The organism is Photobacterium sagamiensis (genome assembly GCF_050337085.1).
GTDB classification, from domain to species: domain Bacteria; phylum Pseudomonadota; class Gammaproteobacteria; order Enterobacterales; family Vibrionaceae; genus Photobacterium; species Photobacterium sagamiensis.
The window spans coordinates 96,807-115,125 of sequence record NZ_JAKJSP010000025.1; the positions used below are offsets into that span (position 1 = coordinate 96,807).

The following is an 18,319-nucleotide window of genomic DNA, read 5'->3' on the forward strand; positions in this document are numbered from 1 at the left end:
ATGACTGTTTTTTTATACAGTGGTGAACAACAAGTGATTCACATAAGGAACAGGTTGAGTGCGCCCACGTAAAGCACATTCACGCCACGGAAATCGCACTCCTCCTCCCCACCTGCGACGTTTAAAAAAAGTGATTTTTTTCAGTTTTGTTTTCTGCAATTTTGGCGGAGTGAAGAGGGTAGTGATTTAGCGCTAAGCCCCATGAATACAGGGCTTTCAAGGTATGGTTGATGGGAGAAACTAGCGATAAAACCACAAACATAAAACTGAAAAATTGAAATTAATTACAGTTTTTTTCAGTTTTAAAGATCACTTAATGATCTCTCTTGTTTGCTTAAGTGTTTGAAAATAAATGGGATAGTGTATTTTCTGTCACTGTTTTAATGATCAGGTTGATCGCGAAAATGATCTGGTGACTTACGCTTGAAGCCAAGCAGGACAAGGGCTAGCAGCGTTTTGAAGGTGAAAATAAAATTTCAATTAACTGAAGAACCCAGCCGCGATAGGCTGGGTTCTTTGTTCAAGCTTACAAAAGAAATAGCAATGGCTTGGACCTAAGGTCCCCAGTGGTAGATCGGTGTTGGCGGTTAGCCCGCAGGTAGAGTTGTCGGTGCTTTGGCGGCCTTGGGTTCACAGCGCAGCCCCATTGCGTTACCAGAATCAAGCATGTACATGATGCACGAATAGGCCGTGTTTGAGCGCGGAGTAAACTCGTAGAGTTCGGAGTTCTCAGCCCAGGTGTCCAGCTCATAGGCAAAGTCAGGCGGCAGCAGCTTAATTGCTTTACCCTGGGTGCCTTTAGGGATGCAGGACAACCCCATGTCTTTGCCAGAATCTAGCATGAGCATGATGCAGGCTAGATCAGGGTTTGCTTTGGGAGTGAACTCATAAATCTCGGAGTTTTCCAGCCAGGTGTCCAGCTCATAGGCGTAATCTGGCTTCTGGTCGGGCAGATTACGGGTCTCGCTGTTACAGCCTGCTAGTATCAGAGAGAACGCGAGGGTCAAAAGAACGATCAAACGGTTTTTCATTATATTTCCTAGTTAATTTAAAAACTGCCAGCCCTTTGACAGCTGAATTGGTTTGTTCTTGTCAGTATGGAACACATATTCTTCTCGGTGTCTGCTGGTGGCCGAACAGAGACACTTAGACACGGCCTGACAGTGGTTGTTAGATCGAGTCTGAAGCACTACACCTCAACTGAGGGCTATTTGCTTCTCACCATTAGCTAAAGTGAACTCGAATTGCAAGCTTTTCGGCACTTCCACATCACTATTCACCGCATCCATGAACATTTCACAAGCGGGTATCACTTCATTCTGGGTATATACTTCGTTGAACTTAACCGGGTCGCCTCGGGTGCCTCCACTGGGGATGATGGCCGCCAGCTCGACAGGGAAGCGATGGCCCACTAATACCTCTTGCGCGGATACATTCTTTATTTTTTCGAACTCATCTTTGGTTGCGATATCGCCAACCGGGATCAACTGAATGCCATTATCAGGCACAAAAAAGGCCACTAAAAAGTGGCCTCTAATTACTCGGAAATACCGAGTTTACTCTTTACCGTATACGTTGTTTTCCTGCTCCAAAACACGGATGAAAGTTGCTCGCTTCGTTAGCTCTTTCAAGTGCCCCGCGCCAACGTAGGTGCAGGTTGAGCGGATGCCGCCCATGATATCCTGAATGGTATTGTCAACTTCACCACGGAAAGGCAATAGTACGGTTTTACCTTCAGCGGCGCGATAGTTAGCCACACCGCCTGAGTGCTTGTCCATCGCGCTCTGAGATGACATTCCGTAGAATTTCATGAAAGCTTTACCGTCTTGATGGATAACTTCGCCGCCACTTTCTACGTGGCCCGCCAGCATACCGCCAAGCATAACGAAGTCTGCACCGCCACCAAAGGCTTTAGCAACATCTCCCGCACAAGAGCAGCCGCCGTCACCGATGATACGACCGCCCAGACCGTGTGCTGCATCAGCACATTCAATGATGGCAGAAAGCTGCGGGTATCCCACACCGGTTTTAACTCGTGTAGTACAGACAGAGCCCGGACCGATACCGACTTTTACGATATCTGCACCGGCAAGGATCAGTTCTTCAACCATATCGCCAGTCACAACGTTACCTGCACTGATCACTTTATCAGGGAATTCAGCACGCACTTTTTGTACGTACTCAACAAGGTGCTCAGAATAACCATTAGCAATATCGACACAGATGAAGATTAAATCATCGGTCAGTGCCATGATATCTTTGGTTTTTTGGAAGTCGGCTTCTGATGTTCCGGTAGATACCATCGCATTGTTTAACACCTTAGCTTCATTGCATTCAATGAAACCAGCCCAGTCTTCAACGGTATAGTGCTTATGTACAGCCGTCATTACCCCGTGTTTCGCCAGAGAGGCCGCCATTTCAAAGCTACCGACTGAATCCATATTTGCAGCAATAATAGGGACACCAGACCATTGACGACCGCTATGCTTGAATGTAAAATCGCGGGTTAATTCGACTTGAGAGCGGCTTTTCAGGGTTGAACGTTTTGGACGAAACAGTACATCTTTAAAACCCAATTTCAAGTCTTGTTCGATACGCATAGTATTTCCTTAATCTTATCGAATATTGCTCTCAGCCTTTCGGTTATTGGCAGATAACCGATTGCGTCAGATGAGCAGGCACAAAAAAACCGGAGCGTTGGCAGACGCTCCGGTTTTCAGCATTATAGGCCCAGAAACTTAATTAACAAGTCTAATAATGTGTTTTTTTTTGTGCTATCCTCCCTAAGATTGAATCTGCAGCATACTGACTTTTTTGTAAAAATTTCTTTTTTTCTCTTCCTGTCCTCTTCCATTCTCGCTGGAACATTGCATAATTCCTCCTACCAATGATTAAATGACGAAATGATCGATTGTTTGATCTGATTGGCATCAAAAGCTTGCTAAGTGGATAGGTTTACCTTGTTAAGCAGAAGACAAATAAAAAAGATATTCCCGCTTGATTTTTACGGGGAAGACGGAAGTTGGCGCTTCATAGTTCGGGCTGAGCAGCCAGATGAAATCATTGATGCCATGTATTGGCGGGCATATATCTCATGCCACCGAAAGGATTTTGATTTGCTGCATATGGCAACGGATAAATTTAACTATAAGTACAATTATTCGTCATCTGACTCATCAGAACTTCACTATGGTTTAGGCGGGGCGCCGCTGCGGGTGAAAATGATGGGGCCGATCGTGCCGATCTCCGTGATTTTAAAGAAAATGGCGGCGATAAAAGCTGTCCCTGTTTCGTCTAAAGCAAGTGCTTAGCCGAACGCTGGTTGTATCGGTAATATGATGAAATTGAACATGAAAAACGGAGTGACCGACTTGCGGCCATTCCGTTTTTTTATGCTTGCTATATATTCAAATGACTAGAAACAATGATTGAGTTCTCTGCGCAAGTTAAGCTATTGTTAGAAAAAGGCATGTACAGATACCAAGAGGACATAGGAATGAAACAAGGACTTTTACTGGCTGCAGGGTTAATGTTTCCGGTTATGGCTATGTCATCTCCATTGCCTGACATGGTAGGACTGTGGCAGTGCGTACCTGAAGAGGTTGCTGCTGCGGGTGAACAAAGCTGGGTGAGGTATGATTTCCGTCCGGATGGCACGATAAAGTCGCAAGAATGGATTCGCTATCAGGAAGAGAAACAGACGAAGTTGGAATATAACCTGTTCGTCGATTACCGCTACAAGCAAACAGGTCAGGATTATGTACTCAAGCCATTGCAATTGAGCCGTAAAATTATCACCGATACTTACAATACCAATCCATTTGATTATGATCAGCGTCGCGATTTAACCGGCTACCGTATTTTCTTTAAACCTATCTTACTGAGCGAAAACAAAGCGCAGTTTGATATGTGGTATCACATTACGCCTGCTGAGCATTTTACTATGCAGTGTCAGCGACAAATAAGCTGAAATTACGGACTGGCTGATTGAATCTATGGACAGCTGAATTCATCAACTGTCCGTACGTTTTAATTATTATTAATTCAGCTGATTATGTGCGACTGCGTTCCAAGAGCCTCTGCTGGTATTGGGCTGGGGTATATCCCCGATTGCGCTGAAAGGCTTTATTAAAACTCTGCACATTGCTGTAACCGAGTGCAGCAGCAATATCGGCAATGGGCATACCTTCCATCATGTATTTAATCGCGCTGTTGCAAAGCACATAGCTGGTGATGCTGGTGAAGTTCCAACCGTATTCATGCAGCCGGCGTTGCAGTTGTTGACGGGAAAGTCCAACCCGATCGGCGACAAAATCGATATTGGGTACACCATAATAGCGTGAGTAGTTGACCATTTCGAACATGACTTTTGCCAAATCGTGTGGTTGCGGCATATTGAGGAAATCATCGAGCTGCAGGTTTGACATCAACATCGGGCGGGTGACGTTAAACGCTTTGTTGTTACCATGTTCTAAGATGGAAATGTCGACCCAGACTTTGGTCATTGGTGCATTCCATTGTATTTCTGTTCCAAAATAGGATTCAATCAGGCCGTTGCCACAAGGAGGCCCGCTTATTTCCACATTAATAGGAACGTAGTGATCACCCATATAATGCTTTAAAGCATGGTTGAACATGATGGCCATACGCAAGCTGTCATGAAGGCGGCCACGTCCTTTGGCGTAGCTGGTATTGTAACTCCATTTAATGATATTACCTGATTGCTCTCCGTAAAAAGTGGCACCTGATTGCAAGCAGGAAGTGCCATAGTTAATACGGCGAAATGCCAGCGCCAAATCTGGCGGTGATAGAAACCATTCTCCCAAATACCCCATTTTGTCGAATTTTATTTCATTCGCAATCGTAACCATGAACGCCGGATTGCCTGTTAACGCCTCAACGTGTTCCAGCCAGCCGACGACCTCGGAAAAAGGAATAAGAGACATCGGCTCTTTCAAAATTCGAGCGGGAATACCTAACTGTTCATGGTTAATTCCATAGTGTTTTTCCAGCCCATTTAGCAATGGCTGAAGAAAGATTGTTCGGATAAATGAGATATCAAGTGCTGGCATTATCTACATCTTTTCATGATTTCCACTGCAATGGATGATAACCATGCGGTCAGTATTAATCAAATAAGTAGCCTTATTGATTCAATCGGTCTCTTTTTGGTGCGTAACATTCCTTTTCCAACACAATTCGCGCAATCAAAAATACAGTTATTAACTTTGGAGTTGTTCGATTTGAGTCTTGTAAGCATGCCGTTTGTAAATTCAGGGGTAGATACTGCTTTGCATATCGTCGCGGCGGTCGTTTTATTAGGAACGATAGCAGCAGTAGCGATAGGCTTTTGGAAGATCCATGAGTTACCTATTCATAAGGCCTCTACGAAGCAGCATCATCAGATAGGGTTGATAACAGCACTCACCTGGATCGGATTCGTCTGGCACTGGGTATGGGTGATCGCTGTAATTATCGCCTTTGTTGATGGCGAACAGGCGCTACGTCGTATCAGGGATATCTGGAAGGGTGATGATGGATCAGAAATTTCGCCGTATTCGCAGTCAGATGATACGACCGAACCTGCCTTGGCTCAGCAAGGTAAAGCGGATCCGTCAGTAAAATCGGCTCAATCTGTCACAACGATCAAAGCGAAAGAGGAGCCTGAACATGCTTGAAGGTTTAGCCGTATGGGCACTGTTCATCTCACTATTACGTTTGGTGGGGATGCCTTGGAATAAATTTACCAAAGCGTTTGCATACCTTGGTGGTCTCAGCTGGTTGTTATTTGTCTGGGTCGGGCTTATCACTTTCGCCCCGATGGATCTGTCGGGTGGCTCTGTAGTGCAATCGCCACATATTCAGTTGCGTCCGGCATCCAGCAGTATTAAGGGGCATGTTAAAGCAATACACGTTAGCCCTAATGAGAAAGTCACAAAAGATCAGCTGATCTATGAGCTGGATGATGAGCTGTATGTTATTGCGCTGAATAAGGCGGAAGCCAAATTGGATTCTGTCAAAGTTGCGCAAACAATTGCTGAAGAAGATGTCCGCATCTCTAAAGCGTCTTATGAAGCTGCGTTAAAAGATATTGAAATATCGAAAAATCAGCTTGTGGCTGCAGAAGAAGATCTGAAATGGAAAAAAACGACGCTGAATCGCTATACCGAGCAAAATAACGCGGTGAAGCACACCATCACAGAAAGCACGATGGACGAGCAACGTACTGCGGTTGAGGTGGCTAAAGCTCAGCAAACCACACTGGTTTCTCAGTTTGAAAAATCCAAGCTGGCAGCGAATAAAGCTAACCTGGCATATGAAAAGTCACAGCTTGTGGTTAACAGCCGTGCGGTAGATGTAACCAGTGAGAAAGAGAATGTTGTTCAGGCGCAATGGAATGTTGATCACACCAAGGTTTATGCTCCAACAGACGGTTACCTGACGAACTTTATTATGCGTGAAGGCCAGTATGTGGGGGTGATGCCGCGTATTCAGATGTACACCAACGAGAAGTATGTATTGATGCGAGTAAATCACCAGGCGATCCGTCATGTGAAAGCGGGCCAGATGGCGGAATTCACCACTGCTGTGTACCCGGGTAAGGTGTTCAGCGCTGAAGTGGAAGGCGTGATTGAGGCGACGGGTGAAGCGCAGGGTAGCTTGCTAGCTCGTGACGATAATGTTCGTCAAACCACTGGGGTGAACGCTGCGAATAAACACCACTTCGTGCGCCTAAAACTGGATGAATCAATGGACTATGACATTCCGGTCGGCTCGGTTGGTTTAGCCTGGATCAGCGCGGAGAAGCCGATTTCCTTTCTGAATTTCCTGGATATTATTCGCGGAATTATCATTCGGATGAAGTCCCAAATCTACTACGTTTGGTCTATGTGATTTATGTAGATAACGGAATGTGCGAATAACAAGAACTCGATAAAAAGGCGGCTAGCCTGCCGCCTGCTTTTTCTTACCGCATCAGTCCTGGCGTAGGGTGCTAGCTATCGAGATTGGGGTTGGGTAATATTTAACGACCCAATAGGTCGAAATGACGAAGGTTGTCAGGGTCGCCGTTTGGATGAACATAATGCCATCAGGTGATACTAGCCCGGCGGTCATGGCTGAGTAGGCCAGTAATAGCGAGAATTCACTGGCTTGACCTAATCTTGCTCCCAGCTCTTTGTTCGTGCTCGGTTTTTCATGGGCCAGACGCAAAGCCAGTGTAAATCCCCAGACTTTAATGACAATCAAGAGCCCGCCAAACAGGCACCCTAGCAAGGTATAGATATTGCTGGTAGACCAGTCCATATTGGCTCCGATAGAAAAGAAAAATAGGATCAGGAAAAACTCGCGAAGCGGCTTTAAATGCACGGAAATTGCTTGTGATACACGGCTGACAGCGATTGACAGGCCCGCGATAAATGCGCCACTTTCATAAGATAAACCCGTCTGATGTCCCGCTTCGGCCCATAATAAACACCATGCCAGCGTGGTGATAAAACTGTATTCCTGAATAACATCAAAGCGCCTGAAAAGGGGCAGTACGACAAATTTCACCCCTAAATAAGCACACAGACATAGGGCTCCGAGTTTCACCAGCAACATCAGGAAGGCTGTCAGCATGTCATTGCCACCATCGACATTGAGAAACGAAATTACGGTGATCGCGAGAATATCTTGTACCAGCAAGATACTGGTCATGACTTCACCCATATGCTTGTGATGTAACGTAGTGGTCGGTATCAGTTTTAAGCCGATAACGGTACTGGAAAACATCAGTGCAGCGGCGGCAATTAGCGCATCCTGTAGCGCCAGCTGAATGGTTAAGGCAAAGAGTAAGGTACAGGCAAAAAAGAATGCGCTGGTAGCCAGGGTAACAATGGCACTTTTTCTGAATAAACGAATTAGCTTTCGGGGTTGCAGGTTTAACCCTATCAGGAAGAGTAACAAGATGACGCCAAGGTGACCGATTTGACTGATATTTTCAGAGCCGTGCAGCCATTTAAGACCATTGGGGCCGATCAGCATGCCCGCTGCGATGTAGGCCAGAATGATAGGTTGACGGGCGTAGAGAAATACGGTGCCCAATAATGCTGCGCTGATCATAATGGCGCACAGTTCAAAAATTATCGTATCGAGATTGATCAGCATACACCCTACATCCTATGAACCGGACTCTTTAAAGGATAATACCGATCTGGTTAATGAGCCGGATAACTCAGTGTGGTTGATAGATTTGACAGACTGCTGACCTGAAGCTGACATAGCAAGAAAGTTCAAAGATACAATGTTCACTATCAATAACAACTCAAAGCAGCTTATGAAATTACTAATTTCTTGTTTATTAATGGTGTCATTTGTTCTGCCTTCGTTTGCATGGGCAAAAAAAGGTCATCACGGCGGTCATCACGGCGGTCATCATGATGTCGTTATCGTGAAACATAAAAAGAAGCGTCATCATCATCACGATGATCATCATTACCATCAGAATGTTGTTGTGGTACAGGAACCCCAACACCATTATCACCGTTCTCGATTACCTGAAATTGCAACGTTTGCGGTGATCGCGGGTGTCTCTTATGCCATTGTTGAAAATGTGTTTTATAAGAAATCGGGTGATAATTATGTTTACGCAGATAGACCAGCAAATCGCTAGCATCTACTAATTATGGTGGCGGTTTCTCTTTGTGAAACCATACTTGTATAAAAGGTGGCAATGTCTTGTTCAAGTAACGAGTACATCCGCCTTTTTTTTGATCTGAATGTTGTGTTGAAGACGATTTTGCTAACCTGAAACTCAACTCGCGTATTTGCGGTTTGAAACCGGGACACAAAGTTTTGAAGCCTTAGCCGGCCTGGTTGCTGCGATTGATTATCTGGTGCAATGGGGCGATAACGCACATTTCATTGACTCATCATCGATATTTATTGAGTATATAAAAAGTCCCGAATTGTCGGGACTTTTTTCTTTTTTAGCTGGCATATCAATCGACCAGATATTTATCCCGGTTGGTATAAATTGTTAGTTTTGAGACAGATGGCAGTATGCTGCTTCGCCCGTTTCCGATAGTATGAATCATTAAGAAAATTAGAAGAGATAAATCGATGTTGAAATATATCGTTATAGTACTGTTCGGCATCTGCATTGGGATTTACATCGGCGTGGCTTACAAAGATCAGATTGTAGATGCGACTAACTCTAGTCCATTAGAACAGATTCAAGATATGTTCGAAGGTGCAAAAGAACAAGCATCTGATACAGCCGATGAGCTAGCCGATAAGTTTGAAGAACTTCAGAGTTAAATGATTGAGTAATACCAATCGGTACAATATTAATAAAAAGGCCTGGCGCATAACGCCAGGCCTTTTTTATTTTTACTGAGTAACAGGGTAACTATGCCGATTGGTATTAGTGGCTCGCAATAATATAGAAGTAGTAAATCATTAGTGCCGCAATGGCATACACTGACCAGTGATCTTCCTTATATCGGCCTGTTGCCAGCTTCAAGAAGGCGTAAACCAACATCGCCGCTGCAATACCATTACCGGCATTGAAGCTGAAAATACTGATGGCAACACACACAAATGCCGGTAAGTACTCAGTGATGTCGTCGAAGTTCACCTTCTTAATTGATCCCATCATTGAAATACCGATGTACATCAATACGGGCGCTGTTGCGGCTGTTGGGATCATACCTGCTAATGGTGCAAGGAAAAGAGTGAGAGCAAAGCATGCTGCAGTAACGATAGCTGTGAATCCGGTACGACCGCCAGCCTCGACACCCGCCGAGCTTTCCACGTAGGTTGTCAGCACCGGACAAGAGAACAGTGCACCGAAGGTGGTGGCACAGGAATCGACATGGAAGTTCTTCTCAATGCCTGGCAGGTTTCCGTTTTTATCTAAGTAACCCGCCTGTGAACCCACACCCAGCAGGGTACCTAAAGTTGAGAAAAAGTCAGGAATAAAGAAAGCCAGTAGGAAAGGTAAATAAGCCGGGCTTAATGCCCCCGTGATATCCAGTTTGAACAGCATACTATCAATGCTGCCAGGTATGCTGAACAGGCTCTCTGGTATTTGAGTAATGCCCAGAGGCAAGCTGATCAATGTGGTCAGTAGGATGGCAAGAATAATACCGCCCTGTGTTTTGCGAGCAACGAAAAACAGCACCAGGAAAAAGCCGAGTATGGCGACCATTACGTTTATCGAGGCCAAATCACCAAAAAGTAATACGTTCTTTTTTGGGTCGGCAATAATGACACCGGCTTGTTTGAAACCTAATAGCGCAATGAACAGGCCAATTCCCACCCCTACAGAGACTTTGACGCTGTGGGGAATAACCCGAACGATAAAGTCCCTGACGCCTAAGAAAGAGACCAGCATGAATAACACACCGCTGACAAAGACGATGCCGGAAGCAATGCTGAGTGGTACACCGCTGCCGAGTAAGGTAAAGGAAAAAATGGCCACGCTACCCAAACCGGGAGCCAGTACAAACGGACGATTGGTGTAAATACCCATAGCCACGGTGGTAAGTACGGTCATCAGTATAGTGATTGTCAGTGCAGTATCAAAAGGCAGCCCGCCTTTGCTGAGCATTCCTGGTACGACTGCGACCATATAGGCCATAGTGGCAAAGGTGGTCATGCCTGCGATAATTTCGGTTTTCAAGGTTGTTTTATTGCCTTGAAAGTCAAACCATCGGGCGATGCTAAACGGTTTTTTTGCGACAGATTCCATGGTGTTCCCTCTATGCGTCATTGCAAGTATTTATACCTGTGTTATTCGGTGTTAGGTGACCGACGATATTGGATCAGTTGGTCTGGTGCTATTTCAGGTTCAGAAATTAACCTTGCCCTTAAGCTATCAAATTCATTCACCCAATCTGTTTGCCACTGCTGTTTCTGTTCTTCTGATATCCAGCTGGCGTTAATACTGTTCAGCATCATCTGGCGGATACTGTCGAGATCAAAGCCAAAGTCTTCCACCATGACACGATAGCAATTCGCACTGGTCGTATTATGAATATGCCAGTCATCGGTACACGGTGTAATATTGAGCCCGGCTTTTGCCATGGCTCGGATTGGATGGTTCCGGCACCAGTCCTGATATTCAGGCCATTGTCTGAAGTAATAGGTGTTTGATGGAACCACCGTAAATGGAATGCCGGTATTAGCGTATTTTTCAGTTAATGCAGGGTTTTCAATAATGGTATAACCGTGATCGATACGATCAACCTCGATCAGTTCAACGCCGGTTTCCACATTGCGCCAATGTAAGCCGAATTCTGAACAATGGGCAGTAAGACGGTAGTTATGTAGCTGAGCCAGACGATACGCTTTCCAGAATTTCTCAACCTCGGCATTGTGCTCTTTATAATCAATGCCGATCCCTAGTACATACGGGTGAGGGTAGGCAATCATCTCTTCTACCATCTTGACGGCGGTTTCGGGCGATTTCTCACGGTTGATGGATGGGATCAGCCGGATGATTAACCCTTTTTCACGTTCGACTAAATCGATAGCCTCACTCAGGGCATCAGTCACGGCAGCATAGCTCATAGCTGGTTTATTTATTGTCAGGTTGTTTATGGCCTGATCATCTAACGCTGCGTTGTTCACCGCTGTATCGCTGGGATTCCAGAAGGTTTCGATGTAACGAACACCACAGGCATGGGCATCTTCAGCGACTTCCACCAGTACACGGAAGTAATCAGCGGGTTCACGCATCAGGCTGTATAGCAAAGTCAGTGCTTCAATACCGCCTTTCATTTTTCCTGTTTCGTGCTGGTGGGCCCGATAAAAACACTTCGCTTCAGATTCAGGCAATTCAACGCCGTATTTGCGAGCGAAATCCAGCATAGTACCTAACCGAACTCCGCCTAACAGATGGTAATGAATATCTGCTTTGGGAAACTGGTGATAGAAATCTGAAAGAGTGAGAGAGTTTTGATTCACGACGGCCTCACCGATATATGTTTGACTAATAAAAATGTCTGTATTTGATGAGAGTATCTATCTGCAGGGGACTGTTGTGAAATGCAATTTTTGATATGTTAGTGCCGAATCGGCACTAACAAATTAAATTAGTGCTGCAATCGATTTTTAAAAGAGGCCGAACTGGTTGAACGGAAAGGGTTTTCAGAGCGATAATTTGGGTTCTGAATGGTACTCGCTGTTGAACCAGGGAGAAGTTAGCCGCCAGCCTTGATGCAATTTTTCGCTAAGTAATTGCCAGACTTTCTCCGCTTCGTTGTGCAGTGGTGAGCTGTTGCGGTACAAGCGAACCTGATATGGAATACGGTACTGTTCCGGGTTGATAGCAACCAGCAGGCCGTGTTCCAGCTCGCTCTGAATAAGGGTGTCCGGCAGCCATGCAATGCCTTTACCACGCAGTGCCATTTCTTTATGAAGCTGACACATGGATGATTCAAACACCGGATACGTATTCATAGTGGTTAAGTGTGGCTGCTTTTGCTCAATTAAGCGTGCACTGTATGACTCCGCACTGTAACGCAAGAGGGGGGTGTTCTCGTTATGGGGAGAGAACTTGGCATGCCCATCAGAGTCGGTGGCGGAGACCAGAAGAAAATCTCCCTGTCCGAGACATAAATTTTTAAATGGCGGTTGCAGCAACGACAGAATTTCAAATCCCAATAGGAATTCGCAATTACCTTCAGTCAGGGATTGCACCGCGTAATCAACCCGTAAAATGTCGACAGAAAACTGAGCATTTATCGGGTTGTCTTCAACCTGCTGAATCAGATCCAGCAATGTTGGTGACGATAAAGAATGTGGGGTGGAAATTCGGACTGGATTAAGCAGCGGTTTCTCGATGCCATTGAGCAGCTTTAGCCCGTCTTCCATTTGCGAAATGATATTACGAGCAACAGTGCGAAACTGCCGTCCGGCTGGGGTTAAGCTGATGGGAGTCGTGGAACGATCAATTAAGGTTTGGCCGACCGTTTTTTCCAGCGCACGGATATGTCGGCCAAAGGCCGGCTGAGTAATATGACGGGCATCTGCCGCGCGGGAAAAGTGCTGCATTTCTGCCAGCATTAAAAAGTCTTCCAGCCACTTAGTATCCAGGCTCATTGATTTTCATCCTGAAAATATGATTATACCAATTATATGCTTTCACCAGATGCGATCTGGAAATCTAAGTCGATAACTGGCTCTTTAAGTTTTTCTCCTTTTAAACGCGCTAATAATTGCTCAGCGGCTGTTTGGCCGATGCGTTCGCGTGGAGTGATCACCGTTGCTAACTTTGGTACCATTATCTGACTGATATCATGGCCGTGGAAACCGGCAATACCAATCTGCTGAGGAACGTCGATCCCTAATCGCTGGCACTCATAAATAGCACCGACGGCAAGATCGTCATTGGTACAAAAAATGCCGTCAGCATCAGGATAGTCTTTTAACATTTGATGTAATAAGGCTGCACCAAGCGTAAATGAGGAGGCATCTTCAGTCTGTAAACTGATCGGTTTTAAGCCATGTTCTAACATTGCCTGTTCGTAGCCCTGCATTTTCAGTCGAGTGCGGGCATCCAGTCGTGCTGCGAAATAGACGATGTTCTTGCGTCCTTTGGCGATCATTGTTGTTGTCATTGCTCTGGCTGCAGCCTGATTATCAATTCCTACAGCTTGTTCGATGGCCGGCGATACCGAATCCATGATTTCAATGACAGGAATGCCAGCCGTTTTAAGCATTTTCCGGGCTCGGTCGGTATGAAAGCTTTCCGATAAAATGATGCCATCCACATTGTAAGATAGCAGCGAAGCAATGTTTTTTTCTTCAATGGTCTTACTGTAGCCATAGTGGGCAAGCATGGTTTGATAGCCTGCGGGCTCCGTTATCTTCTCGATTCCGCGTATTACTTCAGCGAAAACCTGATTGGTCAATGACGGAACCAGCACGCCGATCGCATTACTTTTTGCATTAGAAAGGATATCTGGTGCGCGATTGGGGATATAACCTAACTCTTCGACGGCATCAGAAATTTTGGTTTGCAGAGACTCGGAAACCTGACTGGGATTACGCAAAAAACGACTGACTGTCATCTTTGTCACACCCACTAAATTAGCGACATCCTGAAGGGTCGGTCGTTTCTTTTTAATTACCATTTTTCCACATCGTTATTGTATTTGTTACTGGTAACATTAACACAGTTTTTGCAGGAATATGAATGTAATAATGAGGATTTTAATGGGGGGGAGTATTTGTATACCCAAGCGATTGCAATAAAAAGGCCCTCGTCGTTCAGGGCCATTGACTGGTTATTCGCTAACCTTTACTTCTGTTCTTGGCGACTGATTCCACGTGAAGTGGAATTTTTCTTCTTCGGGTTGATCGATACGAGAATAGGTATGTGAGCCGAAGTAGTCTCGTTGTGCCTGAAGCAGGTTCGCAGGTAAAGTTTCGCTACACATTGCATCGAAATAGTTCAACGCAGAGTTAATGCCCGGGCAACTGACACCGAGTAAGCTGGCGTTAGCGGCAGCCTTACGCCAGTTGAGCTGGCGCAGCTCTAATTCATGACTGAACTTTGAATCTAACAGCAGGTTATTCAGTTCTGGTTGAGCGGTGTATGCATCCGTGATGGACTGCAAAAAGATCGCCCGAATGATGCAGCCTGCCCGCCATATTTTGGCGATATTGGCAAAATCCAGTTGCCAATGTTGTTGCCGTGCTGTGGTCTTCATGAGTTCGAAGCCCTGAGCGTATGCGCAGAGTTTGGCGCAATAGAGGGCGTCGTGCAGTTGCTCGATAGCGGTTTCTTTATCGACAGAAATTGAAGTGTCCGTGATCACTCGCAGTGACTTTGAAGCAAGTGTTCGTTGATCTTTTAAGCCACTCAGGGAGCGAGCGTACACAGCCTGCGCGATTGTAGGGGCCGGGCACCCGGCTTCTAAACTGGTTACAGCCGTCCACAATCCAGTACCTTTTTGACCGGCTTTATCGAGGATCATCTCGACCAGAGGTCTATTGGTCGTTGGATCTTGCTGCTGGAGAATATCAGCACTGATTTCCATCAGGTAGCTGTTCAGTATCCCTTTATTCCATTGTGCGAATACCTGACCAATTTCCCGGGCAGGCATATTCAGCACCTGATGCAGGAATTGGTACACTTCGCAAATAAGCTGCATATCGGCATATTCAATACCGTTATGGACCATTTTGACAAAATGCCCAGAGCCGCTAGGGCCGATATAAGCTGCGCAAGGCTCTCCGCTACTTAGCGGCGGGAGCTGTAAACCGTTCTGATCGACTTTGGCAGCGATGGCTTCCCACATTGGCTGTATATGTTGCCAGGAAGCGGCACAGCCACTGGCCATTAAGGCCGGGCCAAACCGAGCACCAACTTCACCGCCTGAAACGGCAGTGCTGAAAAACTTAAATTGAGTGTGGTACCTTTCATCACGAGTAATGGTGTCAGTCCATAGGCTATTTCCTGTGTCAATGACGATGTCATTGGCTTCAATACCCGCATCGATTAACGATGCGATAACGGTATCGACAGCATTTCCTGCAGGAACTGACAGGGCTATGATCCGTGGTTTTTCTAATTTGCCTAATATTTCAACTAAAGACGGGCAAGATAAAAATTGCCCTTTTTCAAGCTGGTTAGCTTCATCCTGAGTTTGTTTTACAAGGTTTGGATTCAGGTCAAAACCGGCAACATTGAACTGGTTATCGAGCAGATTAAGCGCCAGATTTCTGCCCATGACCCCCAGACCAATCATGGCAATATTACATAAAGTATCAGTCATTATATTTTTCCCTATTTTTAGGCCCTAGTCTGGTATTACTGATTGATAACCAGTTTTTCTAAGATGTCGGTTAATACCTGATCTGCCGGTTGGCAGATATCGATGAAGATGGCTTCATGTTGTTCCGGTTCAACTAAAGTGGCGAACTGACTTTTAAGCATCGTGTGGCCATTAAAGTAGTGATCGGCTCTTTTCTTATGTCTATCCCAGATGGTTTCGAAATTGCCCTGAAGATAGATGATGGTCAGCTCGGTATTGTTCTGACGAAGAATATCTCGGTATTCTGGTTTTAACGCTGAGCACGCAATCACAGCTGTTGCTTCTGAACGAAACACCTGATTCAGTTTTTTTAACCAGTCAAAACGATCATCATCGGTGAGTGGAATACCTTGTTTCATTTTTTCTACGTTTTCCTGAGGATGAAAATCGTCACCGTCAAAAAATTGTAGATCTAAAGCTGCGGCCAGATTGCTGCCAATGAGGCTTTTCCCACAGCCAGATACTCCCATAACTAATATGTTTTTATTGTTCATAAGGCGTATTTTTCCTGGCCCTGTCTGATGGCAGGGCAATATTTGATCAATCTCTTAAATCACAAATCTCTTTCAAATTGTGGTCTCTGAATTTATCAGTGAGCGAAAAACGAATGAATTCAGACCAGTTTATTGCCACCACAGAGCAAGTTGCGGGAAGATAATAACCAGAGATAATGTGATAATTTGTAATCCGATAAATGGCAGTAGTGAACTGAAAATCTCACCAAGACTGATGTCTTTAGGCGCCACAGATTTCAGATAAAATGCCGCGGGTCCGAATGGTGGAGAAAGGAATGAAACCTGCATGTTTAAGCAGAACACCACACCGAACCAGATTGGATCCATGCCAAGATTGGTAATTATCGGTACGAAAATTGGCATGGTCAGTAGCGCCACACCCACCCAATCGAGGAACATGCCGAGTACAAGCAGAATTGCCATCATTATTAACAATGTCGCTGTTGGGCTACCACCGCTTAACGCAAAGATAGTTTGTTCTACAAAGTGGATTCCTCCCATCAGGTTGTAGACACCGACCAGTGCGCTGGCACCAATACCAATCCACATGATCATGCCGCAAGTTTTCATCGTAGCGACGGCACTGTCTTTAAGCATTTTTGTGTTCATTTCGCCACGGATCACGGTACTAATCATGATACCGACAACCCCTAATGCCGAAGCTTCAGTGACTGATGCGACGCCGGTGTAGATACTGCCGAGTACGGTGGCTACTGACAGCATTGGGAAAAATAAGGCTTTAAAGTAACTCGGATGTTGTTTGGCATCTTGTGCCAGTTCTTCTTCGGTAGGAAGAGGTGCTAAAGCCGGATTCAATTTACAACGGACTAAAACATAAATGATGTACAGCAGTGCCAAAAGTAACGCAGGTAAAAACGAGGCTTTAAACAGGTCACCAATAGAGACACTGGCTGTTAAACCGTAAATGATCAGGACAATACTTGGAGGCAACATGGTACCTAATGCGCCGCCAGCACAGGTGGTGCCAATTGCGAGCTTTCGGTCATAACCTAAACGGAGCATCTGCGGTAAGGCTAGAATACCGAGTAAAACAGTTTCACCGCCGATCACACCTGACATGGATGCCAGTACCACTGCAACCAATAAGGTTTGGACTGCGACACCGCCACGAAGCCGTCGACCAAAAACTTTCATGGCATCAAACAGATCGCGAGCGATACCTGAGCGATCTAACAGTGCCGCCATTAATACGAACATCGGAACGGCAAGGAAGATGTAGCCATCGACAAAGCCATACATTCGACTGGTTACCAGAGGAAGAGCGTCAACACCGAACCAGCCCAGAGTAAAAAATATAGCAACAAAACCGGTAACAAATGCCAGTTGCATGCCCGTTAGCAAAAGGGCAATCATCATAACCAGCATTAGCAAACTGCCGTAACCAAGACCTAACGCTGATAAATCAAACATCTTTTTGTTTCCTCAGGATATTGATTTCATAAATAAGGTGAAGAATAAACTGAACCACTAATACACAAAAGGTCAGAAAAATAATGGCTTTAAGCAGCGCTGGGAATGGTGGGTTCCAGGCAGAACCGGAAGTGTCTAATCGCAATTCTCCCCATGGTGAAAACCAGGAATCGAGAGCCATTTGATAGGAAGCCCAAGCCATCAATCCTGAGAAAGCTAATCCGACAATATGGTGGAAAATGTTCAGGATATGCCGTGTTTTATCTGAAACTGCATCGTAAATAAGTACGACCCGAACATGTTTGTTGGTGGCAAAGGCATAAATACCGCCAAATACAAACAGTGAGCCGCCAATGAACGAGGCCGTTTCATGAACCCAGATGGTCGGGGAGTTGAAGACATAACGCATCAGGACTTCGTAAAATGAAATCGCAACAGTAAAAATAAAAAAAAGGCTAAGTAGATTTCCAAGTTTGATGATAAAAGCATCCAATAGATTACGAGGCTTTTCATCGTCAGGTTCTTGAGCTGATTTGTTGGTATTCATCGCAGGAAGTCCATGTG

The 18,319-nt window shown here is 45.3% G+C and carries 18 protein-coding genes and 1 pseudogene; 6 read left to right on the top strand and 13 right to left on the bottom strand.

Features of this window, described 5'->3' with window-relative positions:
- Positions 1-587: 587 nt before the first annotated feature.
- The 3 genes and pseudogenes from L4D76_RS13180 to L4D76_RS13190 form a co-directional block, all read right to left on the bottom strand.
- Positions 588-1,031: a hypothetical protein gene (locus L4D76_RS13180; protein WP_428441353.1), complete on the bottom strand. Its 444-nt coding sequence runs from the start codon at positions 1,029-1,031 to the stop codon at positions 588-590.
- Positions 1,032-1,196: 165 nt separating this feature from the next.
- Positions 1,197-1,502: pseudogene (locus L4D76_RS13185) on the bottom strand (phage portal protein); the annotation flags it as partial.
- Positions 1,503-1,556: 54 nt separating this feature from the next.
- A complete protein-coding gene (locus L4D76_RS13190) occupies positions 1,557-2,600 on the bottom strand; it encodes a GMP reductase (protein ID WP_428441354.1) in 1,044 nt (347 codons plus the stop codon).
- 345 nt (positions 2,601-2,945) lie between these two features.
- Here L4D76_RS13190 and L4D76_RS13195 point away from each other — a divergent pair, with 345 nt between their 5' ends.
- A complete protein-coding gene (locus tag L4D76_RS13195; RefSeq protein ID WP_428441355.1) occupies positions 2,946-3,311 on the top strand; it encodes a hypothetical protein in 366 nt (121 codons plus the stop codon).
- A gap of 185 nt (positions 3,312-3,496) precedes the next feature.
- Entirely contained in the window at positions 3,497-3,970 is a 474-nt protein-coding gene (locus tag L4D76_RS13200) for a hypothetical protein (RefSeq protein ID WP_428441356.1), read from the top strand.
- 82 nt (positions 3,971-4,052) lie between these two features.
- Here L4D76_RS13200 and L4D76_RS13205 read toward each other — a convergent pair whose 3' ends face one another.
- A complete protein-coding gene (locus tag L4D76_RS13205) occupies positions 4,053-5,072 on the bottom strand; it encodes an AraC family transcriptional regulator (RefSeq protein ID WP_428441357.1) in 1,020 nt (339 codons plus the stop codon).
- A gap of 171 nt (positions 5,073-5,243) precedes the next feature.
- On the opposite strand from L4D76_RS13205, the gene L4D76_RS13210 reads away from it, so the two are divergent.
- Positions 5,244-5,678, top strand: a complete 435-nt coding sequence (locus L4D76_RS13210) for an MFS transporter (RefSeq protein WP_428441384.1) — start codon at positions 5,244-5,246, stop codon at positions 5,676-5,678.
- Positions 5,671-6,894: an HlyD family secretion protein gene (locus tag L4D76_RS13215; RefSeq protein ID WP_428441358.1), complete on the top strand. Its 1,224-nt coding sequence runs from the start codon at positions 5,671-5,673 to the stop codon at positions 6,892-6,894. The genes L4D76_RS13210 and L4D76_RS13215 overlap by 8 nt, the downstream gene beginning before the upstream one ends.
- A gap of 81 nt (positions 6,895-6,975) precedes the next feature.
- Here the strand turns inward: L4D76_RS13215 and L4D76_RS13220 are convergent, their stop codons facing one another.
- Complete coding sequence (locus L4D76_RS13220) at positions 6,976-8,148, bottom strand: cation:proton antiporter domain-containing protein (protein ID WP_428441359.1); 1,173 nt, start codon at positions 8,146-8,148, stop codon at positions 6,976-6,978.
- A gap of 169 nt (positions 8,149-8,317) precedes the next feature.
- On the opposite strand from L4D76_RS13220, the gene L4D76_RS13225 reads away from it, so the two are divergent.
- Positions 8,318-8,653, top strand: coding sequence for a hypothetical protein (locus L4D76_RS13225; RefSeq protein WP_428441360.1), 336 nt, complete (start codon positions 8,318-8,320; stop codon positions 8,651-8,653).
- A 449-nt stretch (positions 8,654-9,102) separates the two neighbouring features.
- Positions 9,103-9,300 carry a YtxH domain-containing protein gene (locus L4D76_RS13230; protein ID WP_428441361.1) on the top strand — a complete coding sequence of 66 codons (198 nt, stop codon included), beginning with the start codon at positions 9,103-9,105 and terminating at the stop codon, positions 9,298-9,300.
- Positions 9,301-9,406: 106 nt separating this feature from the next.
- Here the strand turns inward: L4D76_RS13230 and L4D76_RS13235 are convergent, their stop codons facing one another.
- From L4D76_RS13235 to L4D76_RS13270, 8 genes are all read right to left on the bottom strand, one after another.
- On the bottom strand, positions 9,407-10,735 hold the full coding sequence (locus tag L4D76_RS13235) for an NCS2 family permease (RefSeq protein WP_428441362.1): 1,329 nt from the start codon (positions 10,733-10,735) through the stop codon (positions 9,407-9,409).
- A 41-nt stretch (positions 10,736-10,776) separates the two neighbouring features.
- Positions 10,777-11,952 (bottom strand): adenosine deaminase family protein, encoded by a 1,176-nt coding sequence (locus L4D76_RS13240; RefSeq protein ID WP_428441363.1) that lies wholly within the window; start codon positions 11,950-11,952, stop codon positions 10,777-10,779.
- Positions 11,953-12,135: 183 nt separating this feature from the next.
- Positions 12,136-13,089: a LysR family transcriptional regulator gene (locus L4D76_RS13245; protein WP_428441364.1), complete on the bottom strand. Its 954-nt coding sequence runs from the start codon at positions 13,087-13,089 to the stop codon at positions 12,136-12,138.
- Positions 13,090-13,121: 32 nt separating this feature from the next.
- Entirely contained in the window at positions 13,122-14,123 is a 1,002-nt protein-coding gene (gene gntR, locus L4D76_RS13250; protein WP_428441365.1) for a gluconate operon transcriptional repressor GntR, read from the bottom strand.
- A gap of 153 nt (positions 14,124-14,276) precedes the next feature.
- Positions 14,277-15,770 (bottom strand): NADP-dependent phosphogluconate dehydrogenase, encoded by a 1,494-nt coding sequence (gndA, locus tag L4D76_RS13255; RefSeq protein ID WP_428441366.1) that lies wholly within the window; start codon positions 15,768-15,770, stop codon positions 14,277-14,279.
- A 35-nt stretch (positions 15,771-15,805) separates the two neighbouring features.
- Positions 15,806-16,303, bottom strand: a complete 498-nt coding sequence (locus tag L4D76_RS13260) for a gluconokinase (RefSeq protein WP_428441367.1) — start codon at positions 16,301-16,303, stop codon at positions 15,806-15,808.
- 129 nt (positions 16,304-16,432) lie between these two features.
- Complete coding sequence (locus L4D76_RS13265; RefSeq protein WP_428441368.1) at positions 16,433-17,755, bottom strand: TRAP transporter large permease; 1,323 nt, start codon at positions 17,753-17,755, stop codon at positions 16,433-16,435.
- Positions 17,748-18,302 carry a TRAP transporter small permease subunit gene (locus L4D76_RS13270; RefSeq protein ID WP_428441369.1) on the bottom strand — a complete coding sequence of 185 codons (555 nt, stop codon included), beginning with the start codon at positions 18,300-18,302 and terminating at the stop codon, positions 17,748-17,750. Before L4D76_RS13270 ends, L4D76_RS13265 begins: the two co-directional genes overlap by 8 nt.
- Positions 18,303-18,319: the final 17 nt, after the last annotated feature.